Here is a 25,683-nt window from a genome sequence, read left to right on the forward strand (position 1 = left end):
GTATTCCGCATGTCCATCCAGCCGTTGAAGCTTGCAAGCTTTAGGAAAAATGATTTTTCGATACCTGAAGACCTTATCTATCTTACCGGCAATTCACTTGGCCCCTGTCCTGTAAAAACGATGGCGCGGTTGCATTCAGCATGCACTAACGAGTGGACCGACAACCTCGCAGGGGCCTGGAAAAAAAACGACTGGCTCGGCACCCCAACATCCGTCGGCAAAAAAATACAACAGCTATTTAACGCTGAAGTCAATACAATCACCGTCTGCGATAACACATCAACAAACCTGTTCAAGTTATTGAGCGCCGGCCTTACTCTAAACAGCCCCAGAAAAATAATTCTTACCGACATTGCAAACTTCTCTACTGACATCTACATCGCCCAAGGACTAACGCTAGCCAACCAACACATTGAGGTCAGAATAGTACCTAGCGAGCATATAATCTCCACTATCAGCAACGATGTTGCCATTGTCCTGTTATCCCATGTGAACCATAGAACGGGTGAAGCTCATAGCATTGACTCCATCAATCAAAAAGCTCGAAATGAAGGCGCACTGACATTGTGGGACTTATCTCATAGCGCTGGAATTATGAATTTAGACTTCAACAGGCTGGACATGGACATGGCGGTAGGCTGTGGTTATAAATATCTCTGCGGAGGACCCGGCGCTCCGGCCTTTATTTACGTAAATTCCCGCTTGCAGAGTCAATTGAAAAATCCAATACAAGGTTGGCTGGGGCACGCCGAACCATTCAGCTTTAGTCCCACCTATGTACCGGCATCAGGAGTGACTCAATTCCAAGTTGGTACTCCGCCAGTGCTTTCTCTTATTGGATTAGACGAAGGCATGAATACGCTAAGAGAAAGCAGAATTACAGATATCGAAACGGACAGCAGAACGCTACAAAAAATATTTCTAGAGGAAATAAATACGATACTCCACAGAGGCAATGCTCGACTTCCCTTTCAGCCACATGACAAAAACATGAGCGGTCACATTGGACTGGAGCTGAACAACGCCCAAAATACACATTTAGTATTAAGCAATAAAAATATTGCCACCGAGTATCGCCACCCCAACTTAATAAGAATTTCGTTCAACCCACTATTTACTTCAATCGAAGACATCCTAATAACGGCAGCCACAATAACCAAATCAACAAACTGATAGAGGCATACACCATGGATTACGAAATGTTCCGCGATGCCCCTTTGCGCAAAAAAGAGGTATTGGAAGCTGACGCCTTTCTAAAGAAAAGTGGAATCGAATATATTTACCTGCAATTCGTATCCATAACAGGACGCTTGCAAGGGAAAGGTATTCCGACGAAACACTTTATGAATATTTGCGAAAAAGGGTTTTCCATGGTTTATGGAGCCACTGTGAATGTCAGCCTAGATAGATTTGGAAATCACTTGGGGTATCCTCCAAACGCGTCAGAGCTAATCGCTTTTCCTGATCCTGCCACTTTGGTGCAGCTGCCATGGGACAGACGGATTGGACGCGTATTTTGCACGTTATTCAAGAATCCAAACGACGTTTTACTACCAGGGTCTAGGTTGACCGCTGACTGCCGCGGTAACCTTTCTAGTGCGCACTGTGAGTTTATTAAAAAGCACAATCTAAACATGCGCATTGGCATGGAGCCAGAAATGATGTGGCTAAAAAAATCGCAGGGCGCTCACCAATATCATGGCGCGTCAGATCCATTGTGCTACCACATCGGTCAATTCGAAAAACTAAGGCCGGTTTACATGAAGGTTCTAGAATATGCTGAGTTGATGGGACTGGACATGATCCAAGGCGATCATGAAGATGCTCCTGGGCAATTAGAACTCAATTTTTCATTTGATGAACCATTGAGAAGTTGTGACCGCCTGCTCACATACCGACAAATATGCACTCAAGTCGCAAAAGAATTTGATCTTACTGCTTGCTTTCTACCCAAGCCCTTTACTGGCATTTCAGGTTCTGGATGTCATTTCAATATTTCGCTATGGGAAGGCGGCGAAGATGCTTTCCGTGAACAAGCTTTCAAAAGAATATGCGGAATGGAAAGCATTTATAGTTATCGCGAAAACGGCATAAATAAATTTTTATCCGCTGAAAATCAAACAATGCTGACAGCAATAGGCAGCCATACTGTTGCCGGGATTCAAAAAAACCTGGACGCATTGACAGCTATTGCGGCGCCCACCGTCAACTCTTATAAACGTTTGTGGGAAAAGGGCTTCTGGGCCCCCATACTCGCCAACTGGGGTTTCCAAAATAGAACCTGCGCCATTCGGGTACCTTCATGGGAGCGTATTGAATACCGAACACCCGATGCATTAGTGAACCCATACCTGATGTCATCCGCCCTACTTAAAGCAATAGACGATGGACTGTCTAATCAATATATTCTTGACGAGCCTATAGACTCAAACAGCTACGCAACAGACGCTGAAAGGAAATTTATTCCACACAATTTAAGCGATGCCTTGAGGAAGCTTCAAAAAAATGACGTCATTCTTTCATCGCTCCCCGGCGAGATGGAAAATTTATTCATCAGCATTAAGACCAACGAGTGGGACGACTTCCTTTCACAAATAACCAACTGGGACTTTGAGACCTATTTAAACCACACACCCTGAACATGAAAACTCTATCGACTCGACTCATACCTATAAGCAAAATAGTTAGACAGAAAAATTATTACCCCCCCTAGAAAAACCCAACCACTCAAATTTTCGCCGTAACAAAAATAGCCGATCACAGCTATTAAAGGCACTCTGAAAAAATCGATAGGCATGGCGACTGAAGCATCCATGATCTTCAGTGCTTTCGCCATGGCAAAATGAGCGCTTAATCCAGTCACCCCCAGACAGACTATCCAAGGCACAGACAATAGCCCCGGGACTCGCCAGTCGGCAAATGAAAATATCAACCCCAGCGGCAACTGCAACATCACCATCCAAAACACAATAATGGTAGGGGATGTGACCAGCACCAGACGCTTAACTATTACAATCGAAGCGGCATAAGCGACCGCCGCGAAAAGCACAAAATAAGTAGCCACCTCAATCGAATCAAATCCAGGCCGCAGCACAACCAAAACACCAACAAACCCACACAGCGAAGCTATCACCCTAGCGATATTCATTTTTTCATTTAGAAAACAAATCGCCAGCAAAGCGACCCAAATAGGTGTTGTGAACTCCAAAGCAAAAACCATCACTAGCGGCAAATGCGTGACACCCACAGTCCACAAGTACTGGCCCGCAAAATGAAAGCCATTTCTCAGCACATGAAAATAAAAATCAACCCCTTTCAAAATATTTTCCCGCATCCCCCACACAAAGGGACTGATGACTATCGCTCCGACAAGGGATCTAAAAAACAACATCTGAGGTATGCTCAACGACTCGGCCAACTCTCTGGATGAAACCGCCATACCCACAAATGATAACAAGCTCACACTCATCCAAGACACGCCAACCAAAAGTCCATTTGCTTTCACTTAATCTCCTCCCTCCCTCGTCAAGCCGCACAAGTATGACGGACTATTCCCTTTGCGCCACCATCCATAGCCGTTTTCAGAAGAATCCTACATCTATGGTGCAGCAGCCAACCTTCCACTTCTAATTAAAGTTACCACGCTCCGCTCTTGGGCGTCGTGTGAAGCCTAGGCATTCAGAATGTTATCCAAGTGCAGTATTGTGTGACTTATAGATACGTGTGGCTGTTTCGAAAGCTGTTTGAAAATGACGCCGGCGCGCATTTGAAAGAGCAATTCGTGGGCGTTGCAGGGGCTGAAGGGGGATTGAGTCATTTGCAAGATGGTGGTGGGACGCAACGGTGTAGTTGATTACCCACCACGAAGGGGAACCGCCGTCGACGGGTTAAATCAAATAGTCCTCCACCCACGCCACCCAGCAATCCGACCCCACCTTCACCAGCTCATCATTGAAATCGTAATGCGGGTTGTGCACCGAGCAGCCATGAAACTCGCCCGTGCCGTTACCCAACATGAAATAGCACCCCGGCCGGGCCTGCAGCATGTAGGCAAAATCTTCAGTGCCCATGACTTTCTTCGGCATCTGCGAAAGCAGTTCGCCGTCCTTGAACAGCGGCCGCAGGCTTTCACGCAGCAGCTCGCTTTCCCGTTCGCTGTTGACCAGCGCCGGCGCCAGTTGAGTGAAGTCCAGGTCGATCTTTACACCGAAGCTCAAGGCATGGCCTTGCACCAGTTCTTCGATCCGGCGGTTGATCTTCTGCTGGGTCTCAGAGGTGTCGGTACGCACGCTGATCAGCATGCTGGCCTCATCGGGAATGATGTTGTAAACCGTGCCGGCCTGGATCATGCCAATGCTGATGACGGCATATTCTTCCACCGCCAGGTTGCGCGACTTGATGGTCTGGATGCCGCTGATCAGGCTGTTGAGCGCCGGGATCGGGTCGACCGACAGCTCCGGCATCGCGCCATGCCCACCCTTGCCGGTAATGCGAATGCTGACCCGCTCACTGGAAGCCATGGTCGGCCCGGACTGGACCACGCAGGTACCCACCGGCAGGCCGGGCATGTTGTGCAAGGCAAACACTGCATCGCACGGGAAGCGCTCGAACAGGTCGTCGTCGATCATTGCCTTGGCGCCGGCCAGGCCTTCTTCGTCGGGCTGGAAGATCAGGTTCAAGGTGCCATTGAAAGTGCGGCTGGCCGCCAAGCGCGAGGCGGCCGCCAACAGGATGGCGGTATGGCCATCGTGGCCGCAGGCGTGCATGCGACCGGGAATTTTACTGGCGTGAGCGAACGGGTTTTTCTCGCTCATGGGTAGTGCGTCCATGTCGGCGCGCAGGCCCAGGCAGCGCGGGCCATCGCCCACTTTCAAGACACCGACCAAGCCATGGCCACCGATGTTGCGGTGGACTTCATAGCCCCACTGCTCGAGCTTTTCGGCCACCAGCGCAGCGGTGTCCGGGGTCTCGCCGCCCAGCTCCGGGGCGGCGTGGATCTGCCGGCGAATCTGCACGAAGGTTTCCATGTCTTCAGTGACAGGGTGCAGGTTCTGGGTCTTCTCGAAATGGCTCATTTCACTCGCATCCTTTGTTTTCAGGAAAGTACTTCAAGCACACCAGGCTCAAGGCGCCGCCCACCAGGAAGTAATAGGCAGGGGCCAGTGGTGTCGCCAGTGCAGAGGTCAGCCATGTGGCGATCAGCGGTGAGAAGCCGCCGAACAACGTGACACCAAAGCTGTAGCTGACGGAGGTGCCAAAAGCGCGCTGGGCCTTGGGGAAGCCCTCCATGATCATGGAGAAAAAGGCACCCGCGCCAATGCAGGTGGGCAGGATCATGACCGCCACCAGCATCATTGCCAGCCCCAGGCTCTGGACCTGGCCCAGCAGGTAGAACGCAGGGAATGTCAGCAACACCGGGGTGGCCACGGTCCAGATCACCAGACGCTTGCGCAATTGGTGCTTGTCGGCAAACTTGCCGGCCAGCGGGCAGATGATCGCCATGCACGCGCTGCTGACGCAGGCAATGGCCATGGCACTGCTTTGCGGGTAATGCAGCACGGTGATCAGATAGGTCGGCATGTAAAACACAAACAGGTACATGCCGATGGTGGAGCTGGCCATCAGCCCGATGCCCAGGGCAATGCGCTTATACAGCTGGGCATCGGCCGCAGGCGCTGCATGCGACGCAGGCTCGGCCTCATGGGTCTCCGGCAGGCGATTGCGGATGTACAGACCGACCGGGCCAATCAACAGGCCGAAGATAAACGGAATGCGCCAGCCCCAGCTGTCGAGGCTGGCAGGGTCGAGAACCTGACTCAGGCTGAAGCCGAACGCTGCACCGACCAACGCTGCATAGCCTTGGCTGGCAGCCTGCCAACTGACGCTCTGGCAGCGCTTGGCGGTGCTGCTGGACTCCATCAAAAACACCGAGGCGGTACCAATCTCCCCGCCGGCAGACAGGCCCTGTATCAGTCGCCCGGTGACCAGCATCAAGGTCGCGAAAATACCGATCTGCTGGTACGTCGGCGCAAACGCAATCAGCGCCGTGCCCAAGGTCATCAACCCGATCGTCAGGCTAAGCGCCGCCTTGCGCCCACGGCGGTCGGCAAAACGGCCGATCACCATGGCCCCAACCGGGCGCATCAAAAAGCCCACGCCAAAGGTCGCCAGCGACATCAACAGCGATGCTATTGCCGAGTCCGAGGGAAAAAAGTGGTGGCCGATCAGGACGGCAAAGAAGCTGTAGATGGTGAAGTCATACATCTCAAGCGCATTGCCCAATGAGCAGGCAATGAGCGTTTTTCGCGAGGATGAGGGCTGGGCTGCGGCAGACGGCTGCGTGTGGGTGATCGGTGCGGGCACGGGTGTAGTCATTATTATTCTCCGGTGTCGAGTTCACGGCTTGCATTGACTATCAGCCAATCTTGCGCTCAACACACTTGCGGTTTATGCAATCAATTAACCTATTGTTAATTTTTGCAGCCCCGTGGCTACCGCTTTGCCTCAAGCCAGAGCACACATGACCTCAGAATCCTTAGGCGCTCTACCTTCACCCGTTCCGAGACGTTATTGACGACGTGCCAGCCGTTATCTTGCAAGCATTTTTCAGGGTGGTTTTTCCTGAAAAAGGCAGTTCTAACCCCCTTATTAACCAATCGGCATAGCAGTGCCGAACAAGCAATCAATGTTCCGCCGTCTTGAACAACCGAGTGCGCAGGCCGTGGAACAACTCTTCGGCCGGCGCCGTCAGACTGTGTCGATCGATACAGACCAGATTGATCGGGTAATCGGGCACTAGCTCCTGCACCGGCACCTGGAAAAATTCCGGGCTGGCGTTAAATGACAACACGTCATCAACCGCCAGCTCGCTGATGGTCATCAACGATTCAGTGTTCTTGAGCAGCTTGAGGGCCATCATGATCGAGGTGCATTCCACTGCGCTCTGCGGCACCTTGAGGTTATTGACCTCGAACAGCTGATGAAACTGCGACGCCTGGTCCGCCAATTCATCCAGGCTGATCCAGTGGGCGTACTGCAGCGAGCGCAGCGACTGGGAAAACTTGTGCTGATTGGAGACATGGCAGATGACCTTGCCCTTGATGCTGCCCACCGCTTCCCAATCCAGGTTCATGCGGGTCAGCGGTTGCTGGGAGGTAATGGCAAAATCCAGGCTGCCGTCGCGAAGCCGTTGCAGGATTTGGCTGGGCCGCAAATCGGTGATGGTGATCTTGACCCGCGGGTATTTGCGCCGAAACGCCAAGATGCTTTCATCGACGCCATCGAGAATGGCCGTCAGCGACGTCACACCAATGGACACCGCGCCCAAGGCCGCATCCTGGATATTGGCCGCCTCGATCTGCAAGCGGCGGATGCTTTCCACCACCAGGTTGGCGTGGCGGATGATGCGCTTGCCTTCATCGGTCAGGGCCATGCCCTTGTACGAGCGTTGCAACAACACAAAACCCAATTCGCGCTCCAGCTCCTTGATCGCCCGGCTCAGGGCAGGCTGGGTGATGTGCAGGATCTTCGAGGCCTCAAGGATGCTGCCCGACTGATGGATGGCGACCAGCGCCTTGAGTTGATGAAGTTTCACCCGCTATGGCCTTATCACTGAAAGGTAAAGGGAACCGCTTGCACTGCGAAGGGTGCAGAAGCTAACACGTCAGGGCTTTTTAGGTAGACTGCCGGCCTTTGACAAGGATCACACATGCACTCTCCTGCTACCGCAATCGACTGGCCCGTACATGATTGAGCATCCATTGCTGGGCGCCGCCCTGGGCGCCATCATTGGTGCCGTGCTGGCCTTGACGGGTGCGGGCGGCGGCATTCTGGCCGTACCGTTGTTGGTATTCGGCCTGGGCCTGTCGATGGTGCAGGCCGCTCCGGTTGGTTTGCTGGCGGTCGGGCTGGCCGCAACGGTGGGCGCCATTCTGGGGCTGCGCCAGGGTATCGTCAGGTACCGTGCCGCCGCGCTGGTGTCCGTCATGGGCGTTTTGACTGCGCCCTTGGGTCTTTACCTGGCGCACAGGCTACCCAACCCGCCGCTTGCCCTGGTGTTTTCGGCCGTCATGCTCTACGCCTGTGGGCGCATGCTGCGACAGGCAATGCTCGAGGGCCGTGCGGGCCAGGCGCCCGCCCCGCGACTGATGCTCCCCTGTGTCCTCAACCCCGCCCAAGGGCGCTTGCGCTGGACCCTGCCCTGCGCTCGAGCGCTGGCGTTTATCGGCATGCTGTGCGGGTTGCTGTCCGGGTTGCTCGGGGTGGGCGGTGGCTTTGTCATTATTCCCGCGCTCAAGCGCTACACGGACCTTGAGCTGAAAAGCATCATGGCGACCTCGCTCGCCGTGATCGCCTTGGTATCGATTGGCAGCGTGACCACGGCCACGCTGACGGGGGTCATGTACTGGCAGGCGGGAATCCCGTTTGCCCTGGGCGCCGTGGCCGGGCTGGTCGCGGGCAGGCAGATCGCTCATCGCCTGGCCGGACCAAGGCTGCAGCAAGGCTTTGCGATCACTGGCATCATCGCAGCGCTGTTGATGGCGGCCAAGGCAATGGGGCTCTAGGCTTGGCGCTGTCGTATGTGTTGGGCGGCTGCGAGCGGATCAAGGGCACACCTATCCCCTATCCCTATATCCTGATGCTGCACCGCGTGGTGCACGTGTACTGCTTTTTGCTGCCGCTCTGCCTGGCGGACAACATCGGTTGGTTCACCCCGTTTGCCGTCTGTGTATTGGCCTACACCTTCTTCGGCCTGGACGCCCTGGGCGATCAGATCAGCGACCCGTTCGACACCCAGCCCAACGACCTGCCGCTTCAAGCGATGTGCCGCAACATCGAGATTGCAGTGCTGGAGCTGCTCGATGAGCCAGCCCCGGCCGCGATACAACCCATCGATGGCGTGTTGATGTAGGTTTGGGGTAGGAGCTGGGTTTACCCGCGAGAGGCCTCACCTGACACACCGCGGTGGCTTTATCGCCGGCAAGCCGTGCTCCTACAGGCAATTCCTACGCACACCAGATAGAAATCTTTCAGTCAGCTTCCGAGAGTCTGTAACGGCCAACTAAGGGTTGGAAATATCCTACGAACCCTGTTGCCTGTCATCACCTTGCCCCCGGGAAGCACGATCCCTAGTCTTTCTCGGCCGCTGAAGGTTCAGCGGTCGGGTGTGGAAACCCGGTTAAACAAAGTGAATTCAAATAACAGCTGTTTTATGGCAGCTGTACGTGGGAGGGCCTTGTGTCCTGCCGGGTTTTCGCTTTGTTCCTCCCGGTTTTCCACCCCGCGTACAGTTGCCACCCAATCCTGTGGAAACGATCGGGGGCGACTTCATCAGGAATAAAGTCATGACAAAAGCCCTTCCCGATCCGCCGTTCGATACGCTTAAAACCCAACACCTCCCCTTTGGCTGCAGCGACGTCCCGCACGGTCCGTTGTTTGCCGTTGTCGAGGGAATCCCCGTTGAAGATGCGCTGATCCACGCCTCCTTGCATCTGCAAACGGTCCTTTCCATGGCCCAGCACGCTGTTGAACACACCAGCGATGCAGGGCTGGGCATGTTGTGGGCGGCGGTGCATTCGACCGAAATGGCCAAGGCGCTGGTGGACAGTTTGCTGGATGCCCGAGCGTAACGTTTTCAAAATCTGTAGCCGCTGCCGAAGGCTGCGATCGACCGTAATGCGGGCGCCCCTTACGGGCCGCATCGCAGCCTTCGGCAGCGGCTACACGGCTGAAAACTCAAGCCTGGCGCGCCAACACCGGCTCCTCCAGGCTCGCTTCCTCTGCCAGAAATCGGGCTCGCCCCACACCCCAGGCCAGGGCCCGCGATAGGGACTCTTTGGGCCTGGCGTCATAGAGTTCTTCATACAAGGCCATGCCGCACGAGGCATAAACGCCGATAAACAACTGAGTTGCGCCCGTCCTGGATAGCCTGACTTGCACGTCGAGATTGGTGCCGTCCTGGCGCGTCTCGTCATGGGTGCGGCAGTGCAAGACTGGGTCGGCCCATGCCCAGTAGCGTTCACCTCGTTGCCTCATACGCACCTCTGTATCGTGATGGTTAACCATCCAGATTATTTGGCCGCAGGCGGTTAGCAAGTTGGCGAGGTCAAGGATTGGGCTGAATCAGACGAGCGGCAACCCGCTCAGTCATGACCAGCCCGTGTGATCAGTCGGTCAGTTGCGCCAGGACGTCTCGTATTGCATCAGGGATGCGCGCCGAACGGTTGCTGGCGCGGTCGACGTACACGTAGACGATATGAGCCGCCGCAGAGGCTTGCTGTTCATCGTTGCGAAACAATGCCAGCTCGTAGCGCGCGCTGCTGTTGCCCAGGTGGGTGATCTTCATGCCGACGTCGATCTGGTCAGGAAAGACAATCGGCGCAAAGTAGCTGCAACCCGATTCGACGATCAGCCCGATCACCGGGCTGCTGTCGATCTCGAGGGTGCCCCCTTCGACCAGGAACGTGGTGATTGCCGACTCGCAGTAGGAGTAATACACGACGTTGTTCACATGACCATAGGAGTCGTGATCACCCCAGCGGGTCGGCATCCGGGTGAAGCGACGAAAGTCTTCCCGGCTCGGCCGCTCGTTTTTGGTGCTCATAGAATTTCCCGGTAGATCGCGCGCACGTCGTCCAGGCTCAGGGGACGTGGGTTGTTGCCAAGCAGGCGGCTTTGTTTCATGGCATCGACGGCCAGGTCTTCAAGGTCGGCCTCGGTGATGCCCAGTTGGCTCAAGCGGGTTGGCAGGCGCAGTTCGCCGGCCAGGGCGCCGAGGTAGTTGGCCAGGGTGCGGGCTTTTTCTGCGTCTGTGCCGCTGATGCCGGGCAGGACGATGTCGGCCAGTTCTGCGTACAGCGGGGCCGCCACCTCCAGGTTATGGCGCATCACCGGGCCCAGTACCAGGGCGTTGGACAGCCCGTGTGGGATATGGAAGCGAGCACCCAGAGGGTAAGCCAGCGCATGCACGGCGGCGACCGGCGCGTTGGCGAAGGCCATGCCGGCCAGGCACGCACCGAGCAACATGTTTTCCCGTGCGGCCAGGTTGCTGCCGTCTTCGCAGACCTGGAACAGGTTAGCGGACAACAGGCTCAGGGCTTCACGTGCGAGGCAGTCGGAGATCGGGTTTTTCAGGTGGCGGGTGGTGTAGGCTTCGATGGCATGGACCATGGAGTCGATACCGGTCGCCGCCGTGACGTGGGCTGGCAGGCCCAGGGTCAGCTCGGCGTCCAGCAGGGCCACGTCAGGTAGCAATATCGGTGAGATAACCACGTTCTTTTGGCCGCTGCCGGTGGTAACCACGGAGACAGCGGTGACCTCGGAGCCGGTGCCGGCGGTGGTCGGTATCAGGATCATCGGCAAGCGCGGGCCCTTGGCCTGGTTGATGCCGTAGACCTCACTCAAGGACTCGCCACTGCGCGCGAGCAGCGCTGCAAGCTTGGCCGCGTCAAGCGAGCTGCCGCCGCCCAGCCCCACCACGCAATCGGCGCGGCAAGCGATGGCCGCACCCACTGCGGCCTCGATCACCGACTCAGGTGGGTCTGCCTGGACCTGCGAAAAGACACTGACCGCAACGGCCGAGTCCTTGAAACTGGCGAGCACGGCATCCAGCAATCCGGCCGCAATGACCCCTGCGTCGGTCACCAGCAGCACCGAAGAGCAACCCATGGTTTGAACTTGGGCGGCGAGTCGCTTGGAAGCTCCAGGTTCGATGATCAGAGACGGGGTGGTCTGAAATACCATTTTCAACATGAGAGCCTCGCGAATAGATGGTTTGACTTATTGTTATCAGGCTATTTCCCGCTGCATTTTTGCGGGCGGACAACTGATTCTATGCCAGCGAAAGCCCTGCATAGGCGCTGAATCGAGCGCTTTGCAGCGAATCCGGAACAGTGTTTGAAGCCAGGCACCACGCGTTATTTTTTATGTTATTAATCAGTTACTTATGTTTTTTTTCGATGATCTGAATGCGGAACACATTGTTCATCCAGAACGATATGCTATGCACCACCGGCTGTACCTCAAGCATTGAACGGACACAAATCCAAATGTGGGGGCCGCTCGATTTAGGCAACAGCACAAAACCCAAGACAAGCGCTTGGAAGCCTTGATACGGTCTTCTTCCCTTCATTCTCAGGGTGAACCGCAGAGTGCCTGTCAACAGATCGCATGAGCCCCACGAGGTGCCTGCCTTGGTTGTTCCTTTGCTCTTGAGATCGAGCGCCGCCCGCGCGGCGCATTCGCCGGCGAAAGCCGGCTCCCACATTGGTTGCAACGTGCCATGGCCTGTGAGATTGGAGTTGCCAGTCACGCGCAATCCCACCGAAACCCAAAAAGATCCAAAACCGAACCACCAAGGCTAACAACCCCTACCCCACAGGCCATGGCACGTTGCAACCAATGTGGGAGCCGGCTTTCGCCGGCGAATGCGCCGCGCGGGCGGCGCTCGATCTATGCAACAGCACAAAACCCAAGACAAGCGCTTGGAAGCCTCGATACGGCCTTCTTCCCTTCATTCTCAGGGTGAACCGCAGAGTGCCTGTCATCAGGAAAAGTCCTTGTGGCCGTCGAGGATTTTTTTCGAAAGGCTCATGCGATGCACTTCGCTCGGGCCGTCGTAAATGCGGAACGGACGGATGTCGCGGAAGATGCGCTCGACCACCGTTTCGCCCGTCACCCCGCGCCCACCCAGAATCTGCACACAGCGATCCACCACCTGCCACAAGGCTTCGGCACTGAGCACCTTGGTCATGCTCGACTCGACATTGCCCCGCCCGCCTTCGTCCAGCACCCAGGCGCAGTGCCAGATGGCCAGGCGTGTGCTGTGCAGGGCCATCTGGTTGTCGGCCAGCATGAAGCCAACGCCCTGGTGTTCACCCAGGGTCTTGCCGAACGAATCGCGGGTGCTCGCATAGTCGCAGGCGATATCGTGTGCGCGGCGGGCAGCACCGAGCCAGCGCATGCAGTGGGTCAGGCGAGCCGGTGCCAGTCGCACTTGGGCGTAGCGAAAGCCCTTGCCGATTTCGCCCAGCACATCGGTGGCCGGAATCCGTACGTTCTCGAAACGCAGGATGGAGTGGCCGCCAGCAAAGCAGCTGTCCAGGGTATCGAGTAGCCGTTCGTGGATGATCCCGGGGGTGTTCATGTCGGCCAGGAACATGGTCGCCGAGCCGTCTTCCATGCGCGCCATGATGATCGCAAAACCCGCACCGTCGGCACCGGTAATCAGCCATTTGCGGCCATTGATGACGTAGTGGTCGCCATCGCGCACGGCCATGGTTTTCATCATCGAAGGGTCGGACCCTGCGCCTGGCGAAGGCTCGGTCATGGCAAAGCAGGAGCGAATCTGGCCATTGACCAGCGGGCGCAGCCAGCGGTCTTTCTGGGCGTCGGTGGCCACCTCGTCCATCAGGTGGATATTGCCTTCATCCGGGGCGTGGATGTTCAGGGCTATGGGGCCCAGCGGTGAATAACCGGCTTCCTCGAAGACGATCGCCTTGGCGACATGGCTCAAGCCTGCACCGCCCATTTCGTGACTGGCATGGGGGCACAGCAAACCAGCTTGACGCGCTTTTGCGATCAGCTCCTGGCGCAAGTCTTCGCTGGGGCCGTGGGAGGTGTTGCGCGCATCGGTTTCCAGCGGTATCACTTGCTCGGCGATAAAAGCGCGGGTTTTTTCGCGCAGCTCCAGCAATGGCGCGGGGATCGTGAAGTTCATGCTAATCCTTGATTCTGGGGGCGCGAGGGCTCATGAAGCCAACGCCTTCGGGTTACTGATCGCCAACTGCGCCTGGGTGATGGCCGAAAGCGCCATGAACAGATGTTCCTGATCACTGCCGAGCTTGTCGAACTGGCCATGGCGAATAGCCCGGCACAGCGCTTGGCGGGCATCGGTGAGCGAAGGCTCACGCGTGCCGAGCATTTGTTCCAGCAACTGCGCCTCGACGGTATCGGCCGCTTCCCCACCGTGGTATTCGCGAGTGGCAATCGCCATGGCATTGGCGACCATCAACGCCTTGTAGCGCAGGCCGGCCGGCAGCTCCGGGAGCAGGTCATCGAGCAGCGTCTTGCGGGCGATTTGCAACAGATCGCCTGCATCGGGACGGATCATCATGGGCGCAGCCCTCCGGTCAGGTTGAGGATGTCCCGCTCAAGCTCAGGCACCAGCCTGCCCGTCAGCGCCAGCTCCAGCGAAGGCTCCTCGCCAGACAGATGCCGCTGGGCTTGCTGCAGGGCAATCACGGCCCAGCGCAAGGTGCCCATGACCTGCCAGAACACCCGCTCATTGGGCTCGATCTCCAGCGGGGAAATCTCGTTGTAGCCGCGCATGAAGTGTTCGAGGGTGCTGATCCCCCCCGCTTCCAAGTCCGGTCGGGCGAAGCGCCAGCAACGGGCGGTGAACCAGCCGATGTCTTCGCGCGGGTCACCCCAACCGGTGAACTCCCAATCCAGTATCGCTTGTAGCTTGCCAGGCTTGGCCAAGTAGTTGCCGGTGCGAAAGTCACCGTGCAGCAGGCAAACCGAGGCGGTTTTCGGCGCTTTCAATTCACACCAGCGCAGCCCCCACTCCAGCACCGGGTGGAAGACCTGCAACTGATCCAACGCGCTGCGGCGGGCGTCAATCGACGCCTGCACCGACACCTCGCTCGGGTCACCGAGAAATTTCAGGCGGGCCGCGGGCGGAGCAATCTTGTGCAGGCGCGCAAGGTTGGCACCCAGGTCGGCCGCCAACTGCGGGTCTCCCTCGCCTTCCAACTGGGCGGTCAGGCGGTGGCCGGCCGTGACACCGGCCACCCACTCCATGACGAAAAACGGTCGGCCGTACACTGACAGGTCTTCACACAGCCAGAGCGGGCGCGGCACTTTTACGCCCGCCCCGTGTACGGTCTTGAGTACGGCAAATTCCTGGGCACGGCTCAGGCTGACCGTCACGGCCGACTGGGCATCGGTGCGCAGCACCCAACGCTGGTTACCGGCCAGCCGGCCACCCTCAATGCGCACTTCCAGCAACCAGTTTTCCTGGATTGCACCACCTGACAAACGCAACTGCTGTTCGATCGTGACGCGCTCCGCCCCCGCCTGCTGGCATAGAAAGGCTTCCAGCCGAGCGCGCGAGCGCGGTGGCTGGGAAGACGGCCGGCTAATGGAAGCTACGACACTCACCGGAACACCTCGAACAACCCCGCGGCGCCCATGCCGCCGCCCACACACATGGTCACGACCACATATTTCACGCCACGACGTCGGCCTTCGAGCAGGGCATGCCCGACCATGCGCGCGCCGCTCATGCCATAGGGGTGGCCGATGGCGATGGCGCCGCCATTGACGTTCAGTTTGTCTGGATCGATACCCAGCTTGTCGCGGCAGTACAGCACCTGGCAGGCGAAGGCTTCGTTCAACTCCCACAGGCCGATGTCGTCGACGGTCAGGCCGTGCTGCTTGAGCAACTTGGGTACCGCGAGTACCGGGCCGATGCCCATTTCTTCCGGGGCCAGGCCGGCCACGGTCATGCCGCGATACAGGCCCAGTGGGTTGAGGTTGCGCTGTTCGGCCAGACGCGCATCCATCAACACGCAGGCGCTGGCGCCATCGGACAGCTGGCTGGCGTTGCCAGCGGTGATGCAGCCACCCTCGATCACGGTCTTAAGGCTGGTCAGGTCTTCAAGGCGGGTTTGCGGGCGGTTGCCTTCGTCGGCACGCAGGGTGACCGACTCCAGGCGCGCAACGCCGGTCAGCTTGTCGATCACTTTACGGGTGCTGGTGACCGGGATAATTTCCGCCGCGAACAGGCCAGCCTCTTGCGCAGCAGCGGTGCGCATCTGCGATTGCAAGGCATACAGGTCTTGCGCTTCGCGGCTGATGCCGTAGCGCTTGGCGACCAGCTCGGCGGTCTGCAGCATAGGCATGTAGGCGTGGGCGGCATTGCGTTCTACCAGTGGGTCGCACTCGGCGAAAGCCAACCCGGTATTGCGCTGCTGCTCGGCGCTGATGTTGTCTTGCCCGGCACCGATGGCGACCTGCATGCCATCGACCATGATCTGTTTGGCCGCGGTGGCGATGGCCATCAGGCCCGAGGCGCACTGGCGATCCAGGGTCTGGCCACTGACCGACAGCGGCAAGCCCGACGCCAGCGCCGCCATGCGCCCCAGGTTCCAACCGGCGGTGCCGCTGGTCAGGGCCGTGCCCATGACCAGGTCTTCGATTTCACCGGCTTCGATCCCGGCCCGCTCGACCGCCGCGCGAATGGCGTGGCTGGCCAGGGTCGGCGACTTGATGTTGTTGAAGGCACCACGAAAGGCTTTGCCAATGGGGGTACGGGCGGTGGAGAGAATGACGGCTTCTTTCATGAGGATTGTCCTTGAGTAGTCGGGTGCAGGTCAGATTCGCTCGATTCGGCTTTGGCCATTGGCGACCAGGCGTTCCAGCAGCGGCGCCGGCTGGAACCACATCTGGCCATAGGCACCCAGCGCTTCGCGGTAATGGCTGATGCGCTCGAGCACATGCTCAAGCCCCAGATCTTCGCCGTAGTGCAACGGGCCGCCGCGCCAGGCCGGGAAGCCGTAGCCATTGATCCACACCAGGTCGATGTCGCTGCTGCGCTGGGCGATGCCTTCGTCGAGCAGCTGGATGCCTTCGTTGACCAGCATCAGCAGGCAGCGGTCGTGAATTTCCTGATCGCTGATTTCGCGCTGCTCAATTCCCAGCTCCAGGGCCAGACGCTTGGCCACATCGACCACCAGCGGATCATCCAGGCGCTCGCGGCCTTCATAGACGTAGGCGCCACGCCCGTTCTTTTGCCCATAGCGGCCCATGGCATACAACTCATCGGCCAGCTTGCAGTAGCTGGGGTCATGGCTGATGAGCTCACGACGTGATTCACGCACCAGGTAGCTGACATCGATACCGGCCAGGTCGTGCATGGCGATTACGCCCATGGCCAGGCCAAGGTCGGTCAGCACGCGGTCGATCTGCGCAGGCGTTGCGCCTTCGAGCAGCAAGCGGTGGGCTTCGCGCGAATAGGGTTCGAGCATGCGGTTGCCGATAAAGCCGAAACACACCCCCGAAACCACCGGGATCTTGCCGATGCGCTTGGCGATCTTCAGGGTCGTGGCCAGCACGTCGGGGGCCGTGGCGGTGCCGCGCACCACTTCCAGCAGGCGCATGACGTTGGCCGGGCTGAAAAAATGCAGGCCGACGACGTCTGCTGGGCGATTGGTCACAGCAGCAATGGCGTCCACGTCCAAGGTGGAGGTGTTGCTGGCCAGGATCGCGCCCGGCTTGCACACCTCATCGAGGGTGCGGAACACCTGTTGCTTGATCGGCAAGCTCTCGAACACGGCCTCGATCACCAGGTCTGCCTGGGCGAGGTCGGCATAGTCGAGGGTGCCTTGGATCAGCGCCATGTTCTGCTCCAGCCGTTCGGCTGTGAGCTTGCCGCGCTGCACGCTGGTTTCGTAGTTCTTGCGGATCTGCGCCAGGCCGCGCTCCAGGGCGTCGGCCTTGAGTTCCAGCAAGGTGACGGCCATGCCGGCATTGGCGAAGTTCATGGCGATACCGCCGCCCATGGTGCCAGCGCCGATAATCGCGACTTGGGTAATCGGACGGATCGGCGTGTTGGCATCCAGGCCCGGCAGTTTGCCGACCTCACGCTCGGCGAAGAACACATGACGCAGGGCCTGCGATTCGCTGGACGCCTCGGCCTCATTGAACAGCTCGGTCTCTTTGGCCAGGCCATCGGCCAGGGACAGGCTACAGGCCGCCTCGACGGCCTTGACCACACGCTCGGGCGCGTTCTGGCCTTTCCAGCGCCGCTGGTTAGCCGCACGGTAGGTCGCAAAGTAATTGGCCGGAAGTTCGGCGCCCGGGCTCACGTATGCGCTGACTGGGTAAGCGGGTGCCTGGCAGGCAATCAGTTCCTGGGCCAGGCTGCGAGCCGTGTCGAGCAAGCTGGCGGCATCGGCTGCCACGCGGTCAAGCAGGCCCAGTTCCAGTGCGAAGGCTGCGTCAATCGGTTGCCCCGTGGCGATCATGTCCAGTGCCGCCGCAGCACCGATCAGGCGTGGCAGCCGCTGGGTGCCACCGGCGCCGGGCAACAGGCCCAGCTTGATTTCCGGCAGGCCCAGGCGCGCACCGGCTTCGGCCACGCGGTAGCCGCAGGCCAACGCCAGCTCAAGCCCGCCGCCCAGGGCCAGACGGCCAATGGCGGCGATCAGGGGTTTGTCCAGTTCGCTCAAGCGCACCAGCAGGCTCGGCAAATCGGTTTGGGCAAGCGACTCTGGGTTGCCAAACTCCGAGATGTCGGCGCCTGCGCTGAACGCCAGGCCTTCGTCGCCGTGCAGGATAATGGCGTGGATCGCAGGGTCGGCAGCGGCACGCTCGCAGGCGGCCAGCAGTTGCTCACGCAGAGCCTGGCCCAGAGCATTGACCGGGGCGTTGGCCAGGCCGATCAGGGCCAACGGCCCTTCGCAGCGGTAGTGGATCAGGCTGTTCATTGTGGGCTCGCCTCAGTCTCACGGATGAGTTTCTTGTTGATTTTTCCGACGCTGGTCTTGGGAATCTCAGCGACAAACTTGAACTGCTTGGGAATCGCCCACTTGTTGATGCGGCCACTGGCCACGAACTGCTGCAAGTGCGCTTCGAGTGATTGGCGATCCAGCTGTTGCCCCGGTTCGCACACCACCAGGGCCATGGGGCGTTCTCCCCATTGATCATCGGGAATGCCGACCACCGCGACGGCAGTCACCGAGGCGTGCTCGCTGATCAGGTTTTCCAGGTCCAAGGAGCTGATCCACTCTCCTCCGGTCTTGATCACATCTTTGAGGCGGTCCTTGATTTCCACCACCCCAAACGGGTCGATGGAGGCCAGGTCGCCGGTGTGTAGCCAACCGTCTTGCCACAGTTCGGCGCCCTTTTCCGGCTCCTTCAAATAGCCTTGGGTCAGCCAAGGCGCGCGCACCACGATTTCCCCCAGCGACTCGCCGTCCTGGGCCACCTCGTTGCCGCTGGCGTCGACGATTTTCAAGTCGACCATCGGGATCGGCTTGCCCGTCTTGATACGATTGACCAACTGCTCCTGCGCCGGTTGCTCGAGCGCTTCGGCAGACAGGTAAGCCTTGCACAGCATCGGGCAGGTTTCGGACATGCCGTAGCCACTGTGCACGCGAATACCACGGGCACTGGCTTGGCTGGCGATGCCCAGGGTCAGGGCGCTGCCCCCCAACAGCATTTTCCAGCCAGACAGGTCGGTGTGGGTCGCCTCTTCGCAGCTCAGAATCATCTGCAAAATGGTCGGCACGCAGTGGGAGAAGGTGACCTTCTCTTCGCGATACAGCTTGACCAGGGTGTTGGGCTCGTAGCGGCCGGGGTACACCTGCTTGATGCCCATCAACGTCGCCACATACGGGACGCCCCAGGCGTGTACATGGAACATCGGCGTGATGGGCATGTAGACGTCGTCGGAGCGCAGTAGCGGCAGGCTCTGGTAGACGCCCAAGGAGCCCACGGCATTGAGGGTATGCAGCACCAACTGGCGGTGAGTGAAGTACACCCCTTTCGGGTTGCCGGTGGTGCCGGTGGTGTAGAACAGGGTCGCCACCGAGTTTTCGTCGAAGTCCGGGAACTCGTACTCGGTCGCTGCCTGGGACAGCAGGTTTTCGTACTCGCCCAGCACCGGCAAGCAGGTCTCGGTCGCGTCGCCATCGGTGAGCTGGATATAACTTTTAACAGTGGTGAGGCCGTCATGGATCTGTTCGAGCATGGGCACGAAATCGTCATGCACCAGCACCACGTCATCTTCGGCGTGGTTCATGGTGTAGCGCACCTGGTCGGCAGACAGGCGGATATTCACCGTGTGCAGCACCGCACCGATCATGGGCACGGCGAAGAAGCATTCCAGGTAGCGGTGGCTGTCCCAGTCGAGCATGGCCACGGTATCCCCGGCCTTCACGCCGGCTGCCGTCAGGGCGTTGGCCAGCCTGCAAATTCGCTCGTTGAGGGTGCGATAGTTGTAGCGCAGCTTATCGGCGTAGACGATTTCCTGATCGGGCTCGAAACGCACGCCCGACAGCAGCAAACGCTTGATCAGCAGTGGGTAGGTATACGCGCCGGGTGCAGGTGGAATTATTTTTGTCTTCAGCATGGACGACTCCAGAAGCGTTGAAGGATGGCGATCAGAACTGCTCGGCATCCAGCAGGTAGAGGCTTTCGCTACCGGCCTTGGCCGACTCGCTCAAGGAGTGGATACGCGGCAACAGACGGGCAAAATAGAAACGCGCTGTGCCCAGTTTGATGGCGTAGAAGTCTTCCTCGGCCTGCTTTTCCAGCGCGACCTTGGCCATTTTTGCCCACATGTAGGCGTAGGCCGTGTAGCCGAGCACCTGCTGGTAGTCGACTGACGCCGCGCCGATTTCGTTAGGGTTATTGCGGGCTCGATCCAGCAGCCAGGCGGTCAGTTCATCGAGGGTATCGATCGCAGCGCCCAATGGCCGGGTGAACTCGACCAGCTCGCCCTTGGCGCTGTTGATGAACTCACGCATTTCGTCGGCAAACAGGCGATACAGTGCCCCACCGCTGCCCACGGTCTTGCGCCCGGCCAAGTCCAGCGCCTGGATGCCGTTGGTGCCTTCGTAGATCTGGGTGATGCGCACGTCACGCACCAACTGCTCCTGGCCCCATTCGCGAATGTAGCCATGGCCGCCAAAGATCATCTGGCCGTTGAGGGTGACTTCCAGCCCCATGTCGGTCATGAACGCCTTGGCCACCGGGGTCAGCAGGGCTACCAGGTCTTGTGCGCGCTGACGCTCAGTGTCGTTTTCGCTGTACTTGGCGGTATCCAGTTGCAGTGCCACGTAGCTGGAAAAAGCCCGACCGCCTTCATTCAGGGCTTTCATGGTCAGCAACATGCGCCGCACATCCGGGTGCACGATGATCGGGTCAGCCGCTTTTTCAGGAGCCTTCGCGCCCCCTGGCGCCCGGCTCTGGATGCGCTCGCGGGCGTATTCGACAGCGCTCTGGTAGGAGCGCACGCCCTGGGCCAGGCCTTGGATGCCCACGCCCAGGCGCTCGTAGTTCATCATGGTGAACATCGCCGCCAGGCCCTTGTTCGGGGCATCGATGATCCAGCCGGTGGCCTGGTCGAAGTTCATCACGCAGGTGGCCGAGGCCTTGATGCCCATCTTGTGCTCGATGGAGCCGCAAGACAGCGAGTTGCGCTCGCCCAGCGAGCCATCGTCGTTGACCATCACCTTGGGCACCAAAAACAGCGAGATGCCTTTTGGCCCGGGCGGTGCATCAGGCAGTTTGGCCAACACCAGGTGGATGATGTTTTCGGTCAGGTCGTGTTCACCACCGCTAATGAAGATCTTGCCGCCGCTGATCTTGTAGCTGCCATCGGCCTGGGGCTCGGCCTTGGTGCGGATCATGCCAAGGTCGGTGCCGGCATGGGCCTCGGTCAGGCACATCGAACCGCTCCAGACGCCGGAATACAGGTTCGGCAGGTACTTTTGCTTGAGCGCTTCACTGGCGTGGGCAACCAGCGACAGGCAGGCCCCGGCCGTCAGCATCGGGTAGGTGCCGAACGACAGGTTGGCCGCGGTGACCATTTCCTCGACCTGGGCCGAGACCGCCTTGGGCATGCCCATGCCACCGTACTGCGAGTCGCCACCGACCCCCACCCAACCGCCTTCGGCAAAGGATTGATAGGCTGCGACATAACCCTCTGGGACCGTCACCACACCGTCGTTCCAGGTGCAACCTTGCTCGTCGCCGCTGCGGCGCAGCGGGCTGATCAAACCGGTGCTGATCTTGCCAGCCTCTTCCAGGATCGCCGCCGCCGTTTCCTCATCGACCACTTCGGCAAGGCCGGGCAACTGCGCCCAAAAGTTGGCGACGTCGAAGACTTCATTAAGCACGAAACGCATGTCGCGCAAGGGGGCTTTATATTCAGACATGATGGGCTTACTCGGTCGTTGTGAGGGCATGACAGATGCCCGATTCTTGGAATTTGTTCATGCGCCGACGGTTCTTGCCTGATGCGCCTGGGTGGCTCCATCGCCTGTAGGAGCTGGGCTTGCCCGCGATGAATTCACCGCCGTAACTCAGCAATGACGTGTCATCGTTCATCGCAGGCAAGCCTGGCTTCTACAGCGACCACACCCAGCACACCACGCCGCGGCCAGCAGTCGCCAGGGTCATCTACAGCATGAATAGCAGGTGATCACTGAGCACCAGCGGCTCAGCGAATAGCGGTAGCGGCCATCGTTTCAGGCGACCAGCGCACCCTGGACATAAGGTTGTTGTACTTGATGCCACCATGCGGCCCCACTACACCGTTGATGTTGTAGGAACCGTTCGCCAGGTCGTAGATCATGAACGGCGTGGAGTCCGGGGTTTCCTTGTCGTAACTTTGGCTGACGAAGGCAAAGGAGCCGCGGTAGAGCTTGCCGCTGGCGTTGTATTGATCCGAGGCCAAGGCGATCCAGCTGTCTTCATCCAGATAGATGCGACGCTTGTGGTAGATGTGTCGTGCGCCGGGCTTGATCGTGCCTTCCACCACCCAGACGCGATGCTTTTCCCAACGAACGAAGTCAGGCGAAAGATGGTTGGGGGTGACCAAGGGCTCGGCGTCTTTGGCGTAAGTCACTCTGTAGGTGTTGTACGGCACGTACATTTCCTGCTTGCCAACCAGCTTCCAGTCGAACCGGTCCAGCGCGCCGTTGAAGACAAACAAGTCATCAAAGGTACCGGCGCCGCCAGTGCCGGGGTTGGCCGTGTCGTAGCCCACGTTAGGTGCCCGCTTGACCCGGCGCTGGCCGGCAATGTATCGCCAGGCACGGCGCGGATGGGTCAGCGGGTTGGCCGAGTCCTTGAGTATGACCGCCTCACCCACACGGCGAGCGGGGCCGGTGTAGTCGAGTTTCATCTGGTAGAAAATGTCGTCACTGGTAATCAGCTTGGACATGTTTTCGTAGACGGGGTAGTTCAGGTACGACAGCGCCGTGGTGGTCAAGGTCGGCACTCCGGCCGAATCAACGTTCCAGGAGTCATATTTGGTGTTGATGTCAACGCCCAGATAGCGAAGCAAGTGGTTCCACATGGCCTCGTTGCCAGACTTCGGAATCGGGAATGGCACGCCGGGCAGTACGTTGTTGATAGCCAGGCCGCCGTTCAGAGACTGGGCATCGGTGGCGTTCTTGCGGCTGTTTTCCAGCACCGCCTCAGGCATGGCTACGGAGCGGTGGGTCGGGTAGACATCGATGCGAAAACTGGGAAAGCGCTTGGCAAGTTCCACCGTGGTGGCCGTCAACTGACCCTTGTATTGATCGACGTTTTTGCCATCGATCACCAGCACAGGCTTCTCGTCGACAAATGGGTCCGGGCGCATGCTGTCGCCGGCCTTGAAACTGGCCGGTGGGGTGGTCAGGCCGCCGTTGTACGCAGGAATGGAGCCATCCTTGTTGGCCGCCTTTTCGGCGCCCACCAGGGTCAAGCTATCTCCAAGCTTGGCCGCTTCTTGAGTCGGTACGCCGGCTTGGGCGTGCGCGACCATCAAGACTGCCAGCGGGACCGCCAGCATGCTTTCCAAGAATCTCATCAGAACCTCTTATTTTTGTAATTCGCGTGTCTATCAGAACGTGATCTTGAATGAGGCTGTGACCATGCCGCGGTCCTGGCAGCGGCAGGTTGAGGTTAACTGCGTCGGTGTAGGGGTCTGTATCGACCTGATCTACACCGCCACAGCAGGGCATTGACTATCAGGTGTCTTTTCAGCGATCCAGCGTTTGGACAAAGTCCTGGGCTTGCGGCCAGTCACCGAAACCGGACGCGGGGTTCAGGTGGCCCACAGCGCCAAGGTTGACCAGTTCGCTGCCCCAGTCTTGTGCCATCTGAGTCACTGCCTGCAGGCTGGCCAAGTGGTCATTGGTGCTGGCGGCGACAATCGAAGGGAACGGCAATGCCCCCTTCGGCAAGGGGTCCCAACCATGGTTGCGCAGGCTCTCTGGCGTCGGATAACTCTCAGGCCACTGGGCGGCGAGGTCCGGTGGCGCGGCCAGCAGTGCGCCCTTGATCGGACGGTTATGGCGGGCGGCCCAATGCACGGTCATCAGTACGCCGGCACTGTGAGCCACCAGGATCACCGGCCCGTCAATCTGCTCGATCTCGCGCTGAATGGCCTCGACGCGCGCATCCAGGCTGAGCTTGTTGTGCTCAAGAGGCGGGACCGAGCGTACGTTTTCAAGCTTCGCTGCCAGCAATGTTTGCCAATGCTCGGGCACGTGATCGCGCAAGCCGGGAACAATCAGAATCGTGGTTTCACTCATTGAATTATCCATCTTCAGACTATCGGTTGAACGGTCCGCCAACGCCTCGAACCCCTCGTAGTAGCACAGTAGATTTAGCCCCTTCGCGGCGCTTCACATTTAGCGTCAGACAATTCACTTTTGACGACAGCCATCCAACTGGATGCTTTTCATTTAACGACCAAGGCTCTATAACTGCAGCCAGTTACGCCAGTCAGACTCAAATTGTCACTCAATGGAATATGTGCACGTCATGACCGCTCTCTCTCGCGCCGCCGTACTGACTAACTATCTGGAAGTGAGTCGCCACCTGCGTTTGAACACCACGACGCTATTGGCCGAAGAGGGCCTGAGCGCAGCCATGCTCAAGGACCCCAACCACCGTATCCCGGCGATTGCGGGGGTCAACTTGCTGGAGAAGTCCGCGCAACTGAGCGGCTGTGACACCTTCGGCCTGCGCATGGCCGAACTGCGTCAACTGTCGGATTTTGGTGAAGTGAGCCTGTTGCTCAGCCACCAGAACAACCTGCGCGATGCCCTGCAGGTGATCGTGCAATACCGCCACCTGCTCAACGATTCGCTGGCCATCTACATCGAGGAAACCGGCAAGACGGTGATCATCCGCGAGGAGCTGGTCACCGAGGCCGTTCACAACCGCCAGTCCATTGAGCTGGCCATCGCCGTCATGCATCGCTTCTGCGCCGCCCTGCTCGGCGCCCACTGGCAACCGATGCAAGTCTGCTTCACCCATGAGGCACCGGCAGATTTGGCCGTGCATCGGCGAATTTTCGGTTGCAAGGTAGAGTTTGGTTGCGAGTTCAATGGCATTGTCTGCCACGCGGCTAACCTGGACACCGCCAATCCGCTGGCCAACCAGGCGATGGCCCGGCATGCGCAACGCTACCTGGACTCGCTGCAAGACAAGAACGACCGCTCCCTGGCGTTCGATGTGCGCAAATCCATTTACCTGCTGCTACCCATGGGCCGCGCCACCATTGAGCAGATCGCCCTGAGCCAGGGCATGAACGTGCGCACCCTGCAACGCCGCCTGGGCGAAGAAGGGGCAAGTTTCAGCGACCTGATCAACAGCGTGCGCAAAGACCTGGTGATTCGCTATCTGGAGAACCCGGATTATTCGCTGGGCCGGATTGCCGACATGCTCAGTTACTCCATGCCCAGCTCATTCACCCGCTGGTTCATCTCCCAGTTCGGCATGCCGCCGGCTGCCTGGCGCACCGAACACAAGATCGCGCCACGCCAGTAGGAGCAGAGTTTACCGGAATGCCGGACCATCGCGATGGCATCACCTCGGTCAGAGCATTGCGGTGCTCATGCTGGCCTCATCGCGAGCAAGCTCTGCTCCTACAGTGGTTTGGGCGCCATTGGT

At 58.7% G+C, this 25,683-nt stretch carries 22 protein-coding genes and 1 pseudogene; 6 read left to right on the top strand and 17 right to left on the bottom strand.

Annotation, left to right across the window (positions count from 1 at the left end):
- The first annotated feature begins 9 nt into the window (after positions 1-9).
- Both AC3IX4_RS19615 and AC3IX4_RS19620 read left to right on the top strand, forming a co-directional pair.
- Complete coding sequence (locus AC3IX4_RS19615; protein ID WP_489257054.1) at positions 10-1,173, top strand: aminotransferase class V-fold PLP-dependent enzyme; 1,164 nt, start codon at positions 10-12, stop codon at positions 1,171-1,173.
- A gap of 14 nt (positions 1,174-1,187) precedes the next feature.
- Positions 1,188-2,639, top strand: a complete 1,452-nt coding sequence (locus AC3IX4_RS19620) for a glutamine synthetase family protein (protein WP_489257055.1) — start codon at positions 1,188-1,190, stop codon at positions 2,637-2,639.
- Between the two features lie 11 nt (positions 2,640-2,650).
- Here the strand turns inward: AC3IX4_RS19620 and AC3IX4_RS19625 are convergent, their stop codons facing one another.
- The 4 genes from AC3IX4_RS19625 to AC3IX4_RS19640 all read right to left on the bottom strand — a co-directional run bounded on the left by AC3IX4_RS19625 (position 2,651) and on the right by AC3IX4_RS19640 (position 7,594).
- Positions 2,651-3,505, bottom strand: a complete 855-nt coding sequence (locus AC3IX4_RS19625; RefSeq protein WP_489257056.1) for a DMT family transporter — start codon at positions 3,503-3,505, stop codon at positions 2,651-2,653.
- A 382-nt stretch (positions 3,506-3,887) separates the two neighbouring features.
- Positions 3,888-5,027, bottom strand: a complete 1,140-nt coding sequence (locus AC3IX4_RS19630) for a M20 aminoacylase family protein (protein WP_489261326.1) — start codon at positions 5,025-5,027, stop codon at positions 3,888-3,890.
- 49 nt (positions 5,028-5,076) lie between these two features.
- Positions 5,077-6,375 (bottom strand): MFS transporter, encoded by a 1,299-nt coding sequence (locus AC3IX4_RS19635; RefSeq protein WP_489257057.1) that lies wholly within the window; start codon positions 6,373-6,375, stop codon positions 5,077-5,079.
- A gap of 307 nt (positions 6,376-6,682) precedes the next feature.
- Positions 6,683-7,594: a LysR family transcriptional regulator gene (locus AC3IX4_RS19640; RefSeq protein ID WP_489257058.1), complete on the bottom strand. Its 912-nt coding sequence runs from the start codon at positions 7,592-7,594 to the stop codon at positions 6,683-6,685.
- Between the two features lie 151 nt (positions 7,595-7,745).
- Here AC3IX4_RS19640 and AC3IX4_RS19645 point away from each other — a divergent pair, with 151 nt between their 5' ends.
- The 3 genes and pseudogenes from AC3IX4_RS19645 to AC3IX4_RS19655 all read left to right on the top strand — a co-directional run bounded on the left by AC3IX4_RS19645 (position 7,746) and on the right by AC3IX4_RS19655 (position 9,629).
- Positions 7,746-8,564, top strand: a complete 819-nt coding sequence (locus tag AC3IX4_RS19645; protein ID WP_489257059.1) for a sulfite exporter TauE/SafE family protein — start codon at positions 7,746-7,748, stop codon at positions 8,562-8,564.
- 8 nt (positions 8,565-8,572) lie between these two features.
- A pseudogene (locus tag AC3IX4_RS19650) lies at positions 8,573-8,911 on the top strand (bestrophin family protein); the annotation flags it as partial.
- Positions 8,912-9,344: 433 nt separating this feature from the next.
- Positions 9,345-9,629 carry a DUF3077 domain-containing protein gene (locus AC3IX4_RS19655; protein ID WP_489257060.1) on the top strand — a complete coding sequence of 95 codons (285 nt, stop codon included), beginning with the start codon at positions 9,345-9,347 and terminating at the stop codon, positions 9,627-9,629.
- 106 nt (positions 9,630-9,735) lie between these two features.
- On the opposite strand, the gene AC3IX4_RS19660 is transcribed toward AC3IX4_RS19655, so the two are convergent.
- From AC3IX4_RS19660 to AC3IX4_RS19720, 13 genes are all read right to left on the bottom strand, one after another.
- Complete coding sequence (locus tag AC3IX4_RS19660) at positions 9,736-10,035, bottom strand: hypothetical protein (protein ID WP_489257061.1); 300 nt, start codon at positions 10,033-10,035, stop codon at positions 9,736-9,738.
- Between the two features lie 130 nt (positions 10,036-10,165).
- Positions 10,166-10,603, bottom strand: coding sequence for an acyl-CoA thioesterase (locus AC3IX4_RS19665; protein ID WP_489257062.1), 438 nt, complete (start codon positions 10,601-10,603; stop codon positions 10,166-10,168).
- On the bottom strand, positions 10,600-11,751 hold the full coding sequence (locus tag AC3IX4_RS19670; RefSeq protein ID WP_489257063.1) for an iron-containing alcohol dehydrogenase: 1,152 nt from the start codon (positions 11,749-11,751) through the stop codon (positions 10,600-10,602). Before AC3IX4_RS19670 ends, AC3IX4_RS19665 begins: the two co-directional genes overlap by 4 nt.
- Before the next feature lie 187 nt (positions 11,752-11,938).
- Entirely contained in the window at positions 11,939-12,310 is a 372-nt protein-coding gene (locus AC3IX4_RS19675) for a hypothetical protein (protein ID WP_489257064.1), read from the bottom strand.
- 234 nt (positions 12,311-12,544) lie between these two features.
- Positions 12,545-13,717, bottom strand: a complete 1,173-nt coding sequence (locus tag AC3IX4_RS19680) for an acyl-CoA dehydrogenase family protein (protein ID WP_489257065.1) — start codon at positions 13,715-13,717, stop codon at positions 12,545-12,547.
- A gap of 30 nt (positions 13,718-13,747) precedes the next feature.
- Entirely contained in the window at positions 13,748-14,113 is a 366-nt protein-coding gene (locus AC3IX4_RS19685) for a DUF6285 domain-containing protein (protein ID WP_489257066.1), read from the bottom strand.
- On the bottom strand, positions 14,110-15,162 hold the full coding sequence (locus AC3IX4_RS19690; protein ID WP_489257067.1) for a phosphotransferase family protein: 1,053 nt from the start codon (positions 15,160-15,162) through the stop codon (positions 14,110-14,112). The genes AC3IX4_RS19685 and AC3IX4_RS19690 overlap by 4 nt, the downstream gene beginning before the upstream one ends.
- Positions 15,159-16,346, bottom strand: a complete 1,188-nt coding sequence (locus tag AC3IX4_RS19695) for an acetyl-CoA C-acyltransferase (RefSeq protein ID WP_489257068.1) — start codon at positions 16,344-16,346, stop codon at positions 15,159-15,161. Before AC3IX4_RS19695 ends, AC3IX4_RS19690 begins: the two co-directional genes overlap by 4 nt.
- Before the next feature lie 30 nt (positions 16,347-16,376).
- Positions 16,377-18,491: a 3-hydroxyacyl-CoA dehydrogenase NAD-binding domain-containing protein gene (locus tag AC3IX4_RS19700; RefSeq protein ID WP_489257069.1), complete on the bottom strand. Its 2,115-nt coding sequence runs from the start codon at positions 18,489-18,491 to the stop codon at positions 16,377-16,379.
- Entirely contained in the window at positions 18,488-20,137 is a 1,650-nt protein-coding gene (locus AC3IX4_RS19705; protein ID WP_489257070.1) for a fatty acid--CoA ligase, read from the bottom strand. The genes AC3IX4_RS19700 and AC3IX4_RS19705 overlap by 4 nt, the downstream gene beginning before the upstream one ends.
- Before the next feature lie 31 nt (positions 20,138-20,168).
- Positions 20,169-21,947, bottom strand: coding sequence for an acyl-CoA dehydrogenase C-terminal domain-containing protein (locus AC3IX4_RS19710; protein ID WP_489257071.1), 1,779 nt, complete (start codon positions 21,945-21,947; stop codon positions 20,169-20,171).
- Between the two features lie 284 nt (positions 21,948-22,231).
- Positions 22,232-23,590 (bottom strand): DUF1329 domain-containing protein, encoded by a 1,359-nt coding sequence (locus tag AC3IX4_RS19715; RefSeq protein ID WP_489257072.1) that lies wholly within the window; start codon positions 23,588-23,590, stop codon positions 22,232-22,234.
- 172 nt (positions 23,591-23,762) lie between these two features.
- Entirely contained in the window at positions 23,763-24,329 is a 567-nt protein-coding gene (locus tag AC3IX4_RS19720; protein WP_489257073.1) for an RBBP9/YdeN family alpha/beta hydrolase, read from the bottom strand.
- A 220-nt stretch (positions 24,330-24,549) separates the two neighbouring features.
- Here AC3IX4_RS19720 and AC3IX4_RS19725 point away from each other — a divergent pair, with 220 nt between their 5' ends.
- The gene (locus AC3IX4_RS19725; RefSeq protein WP_489257074.1) at positions 24,550-25,560 is read left to right on the top strand and encodes an AraC family transcriptional regulator; all 1,011 of its coding nucleotides are present in this window, start codon (positions 24,550-24,552) and stop codon (positions 25,558-25,560) included.
- Positions 25,561-25,683: the final 123 nt, after the last annotated feature.

This window comes from Pseudomonas sp. KH_021 (genome assembly GCF_057838865.1).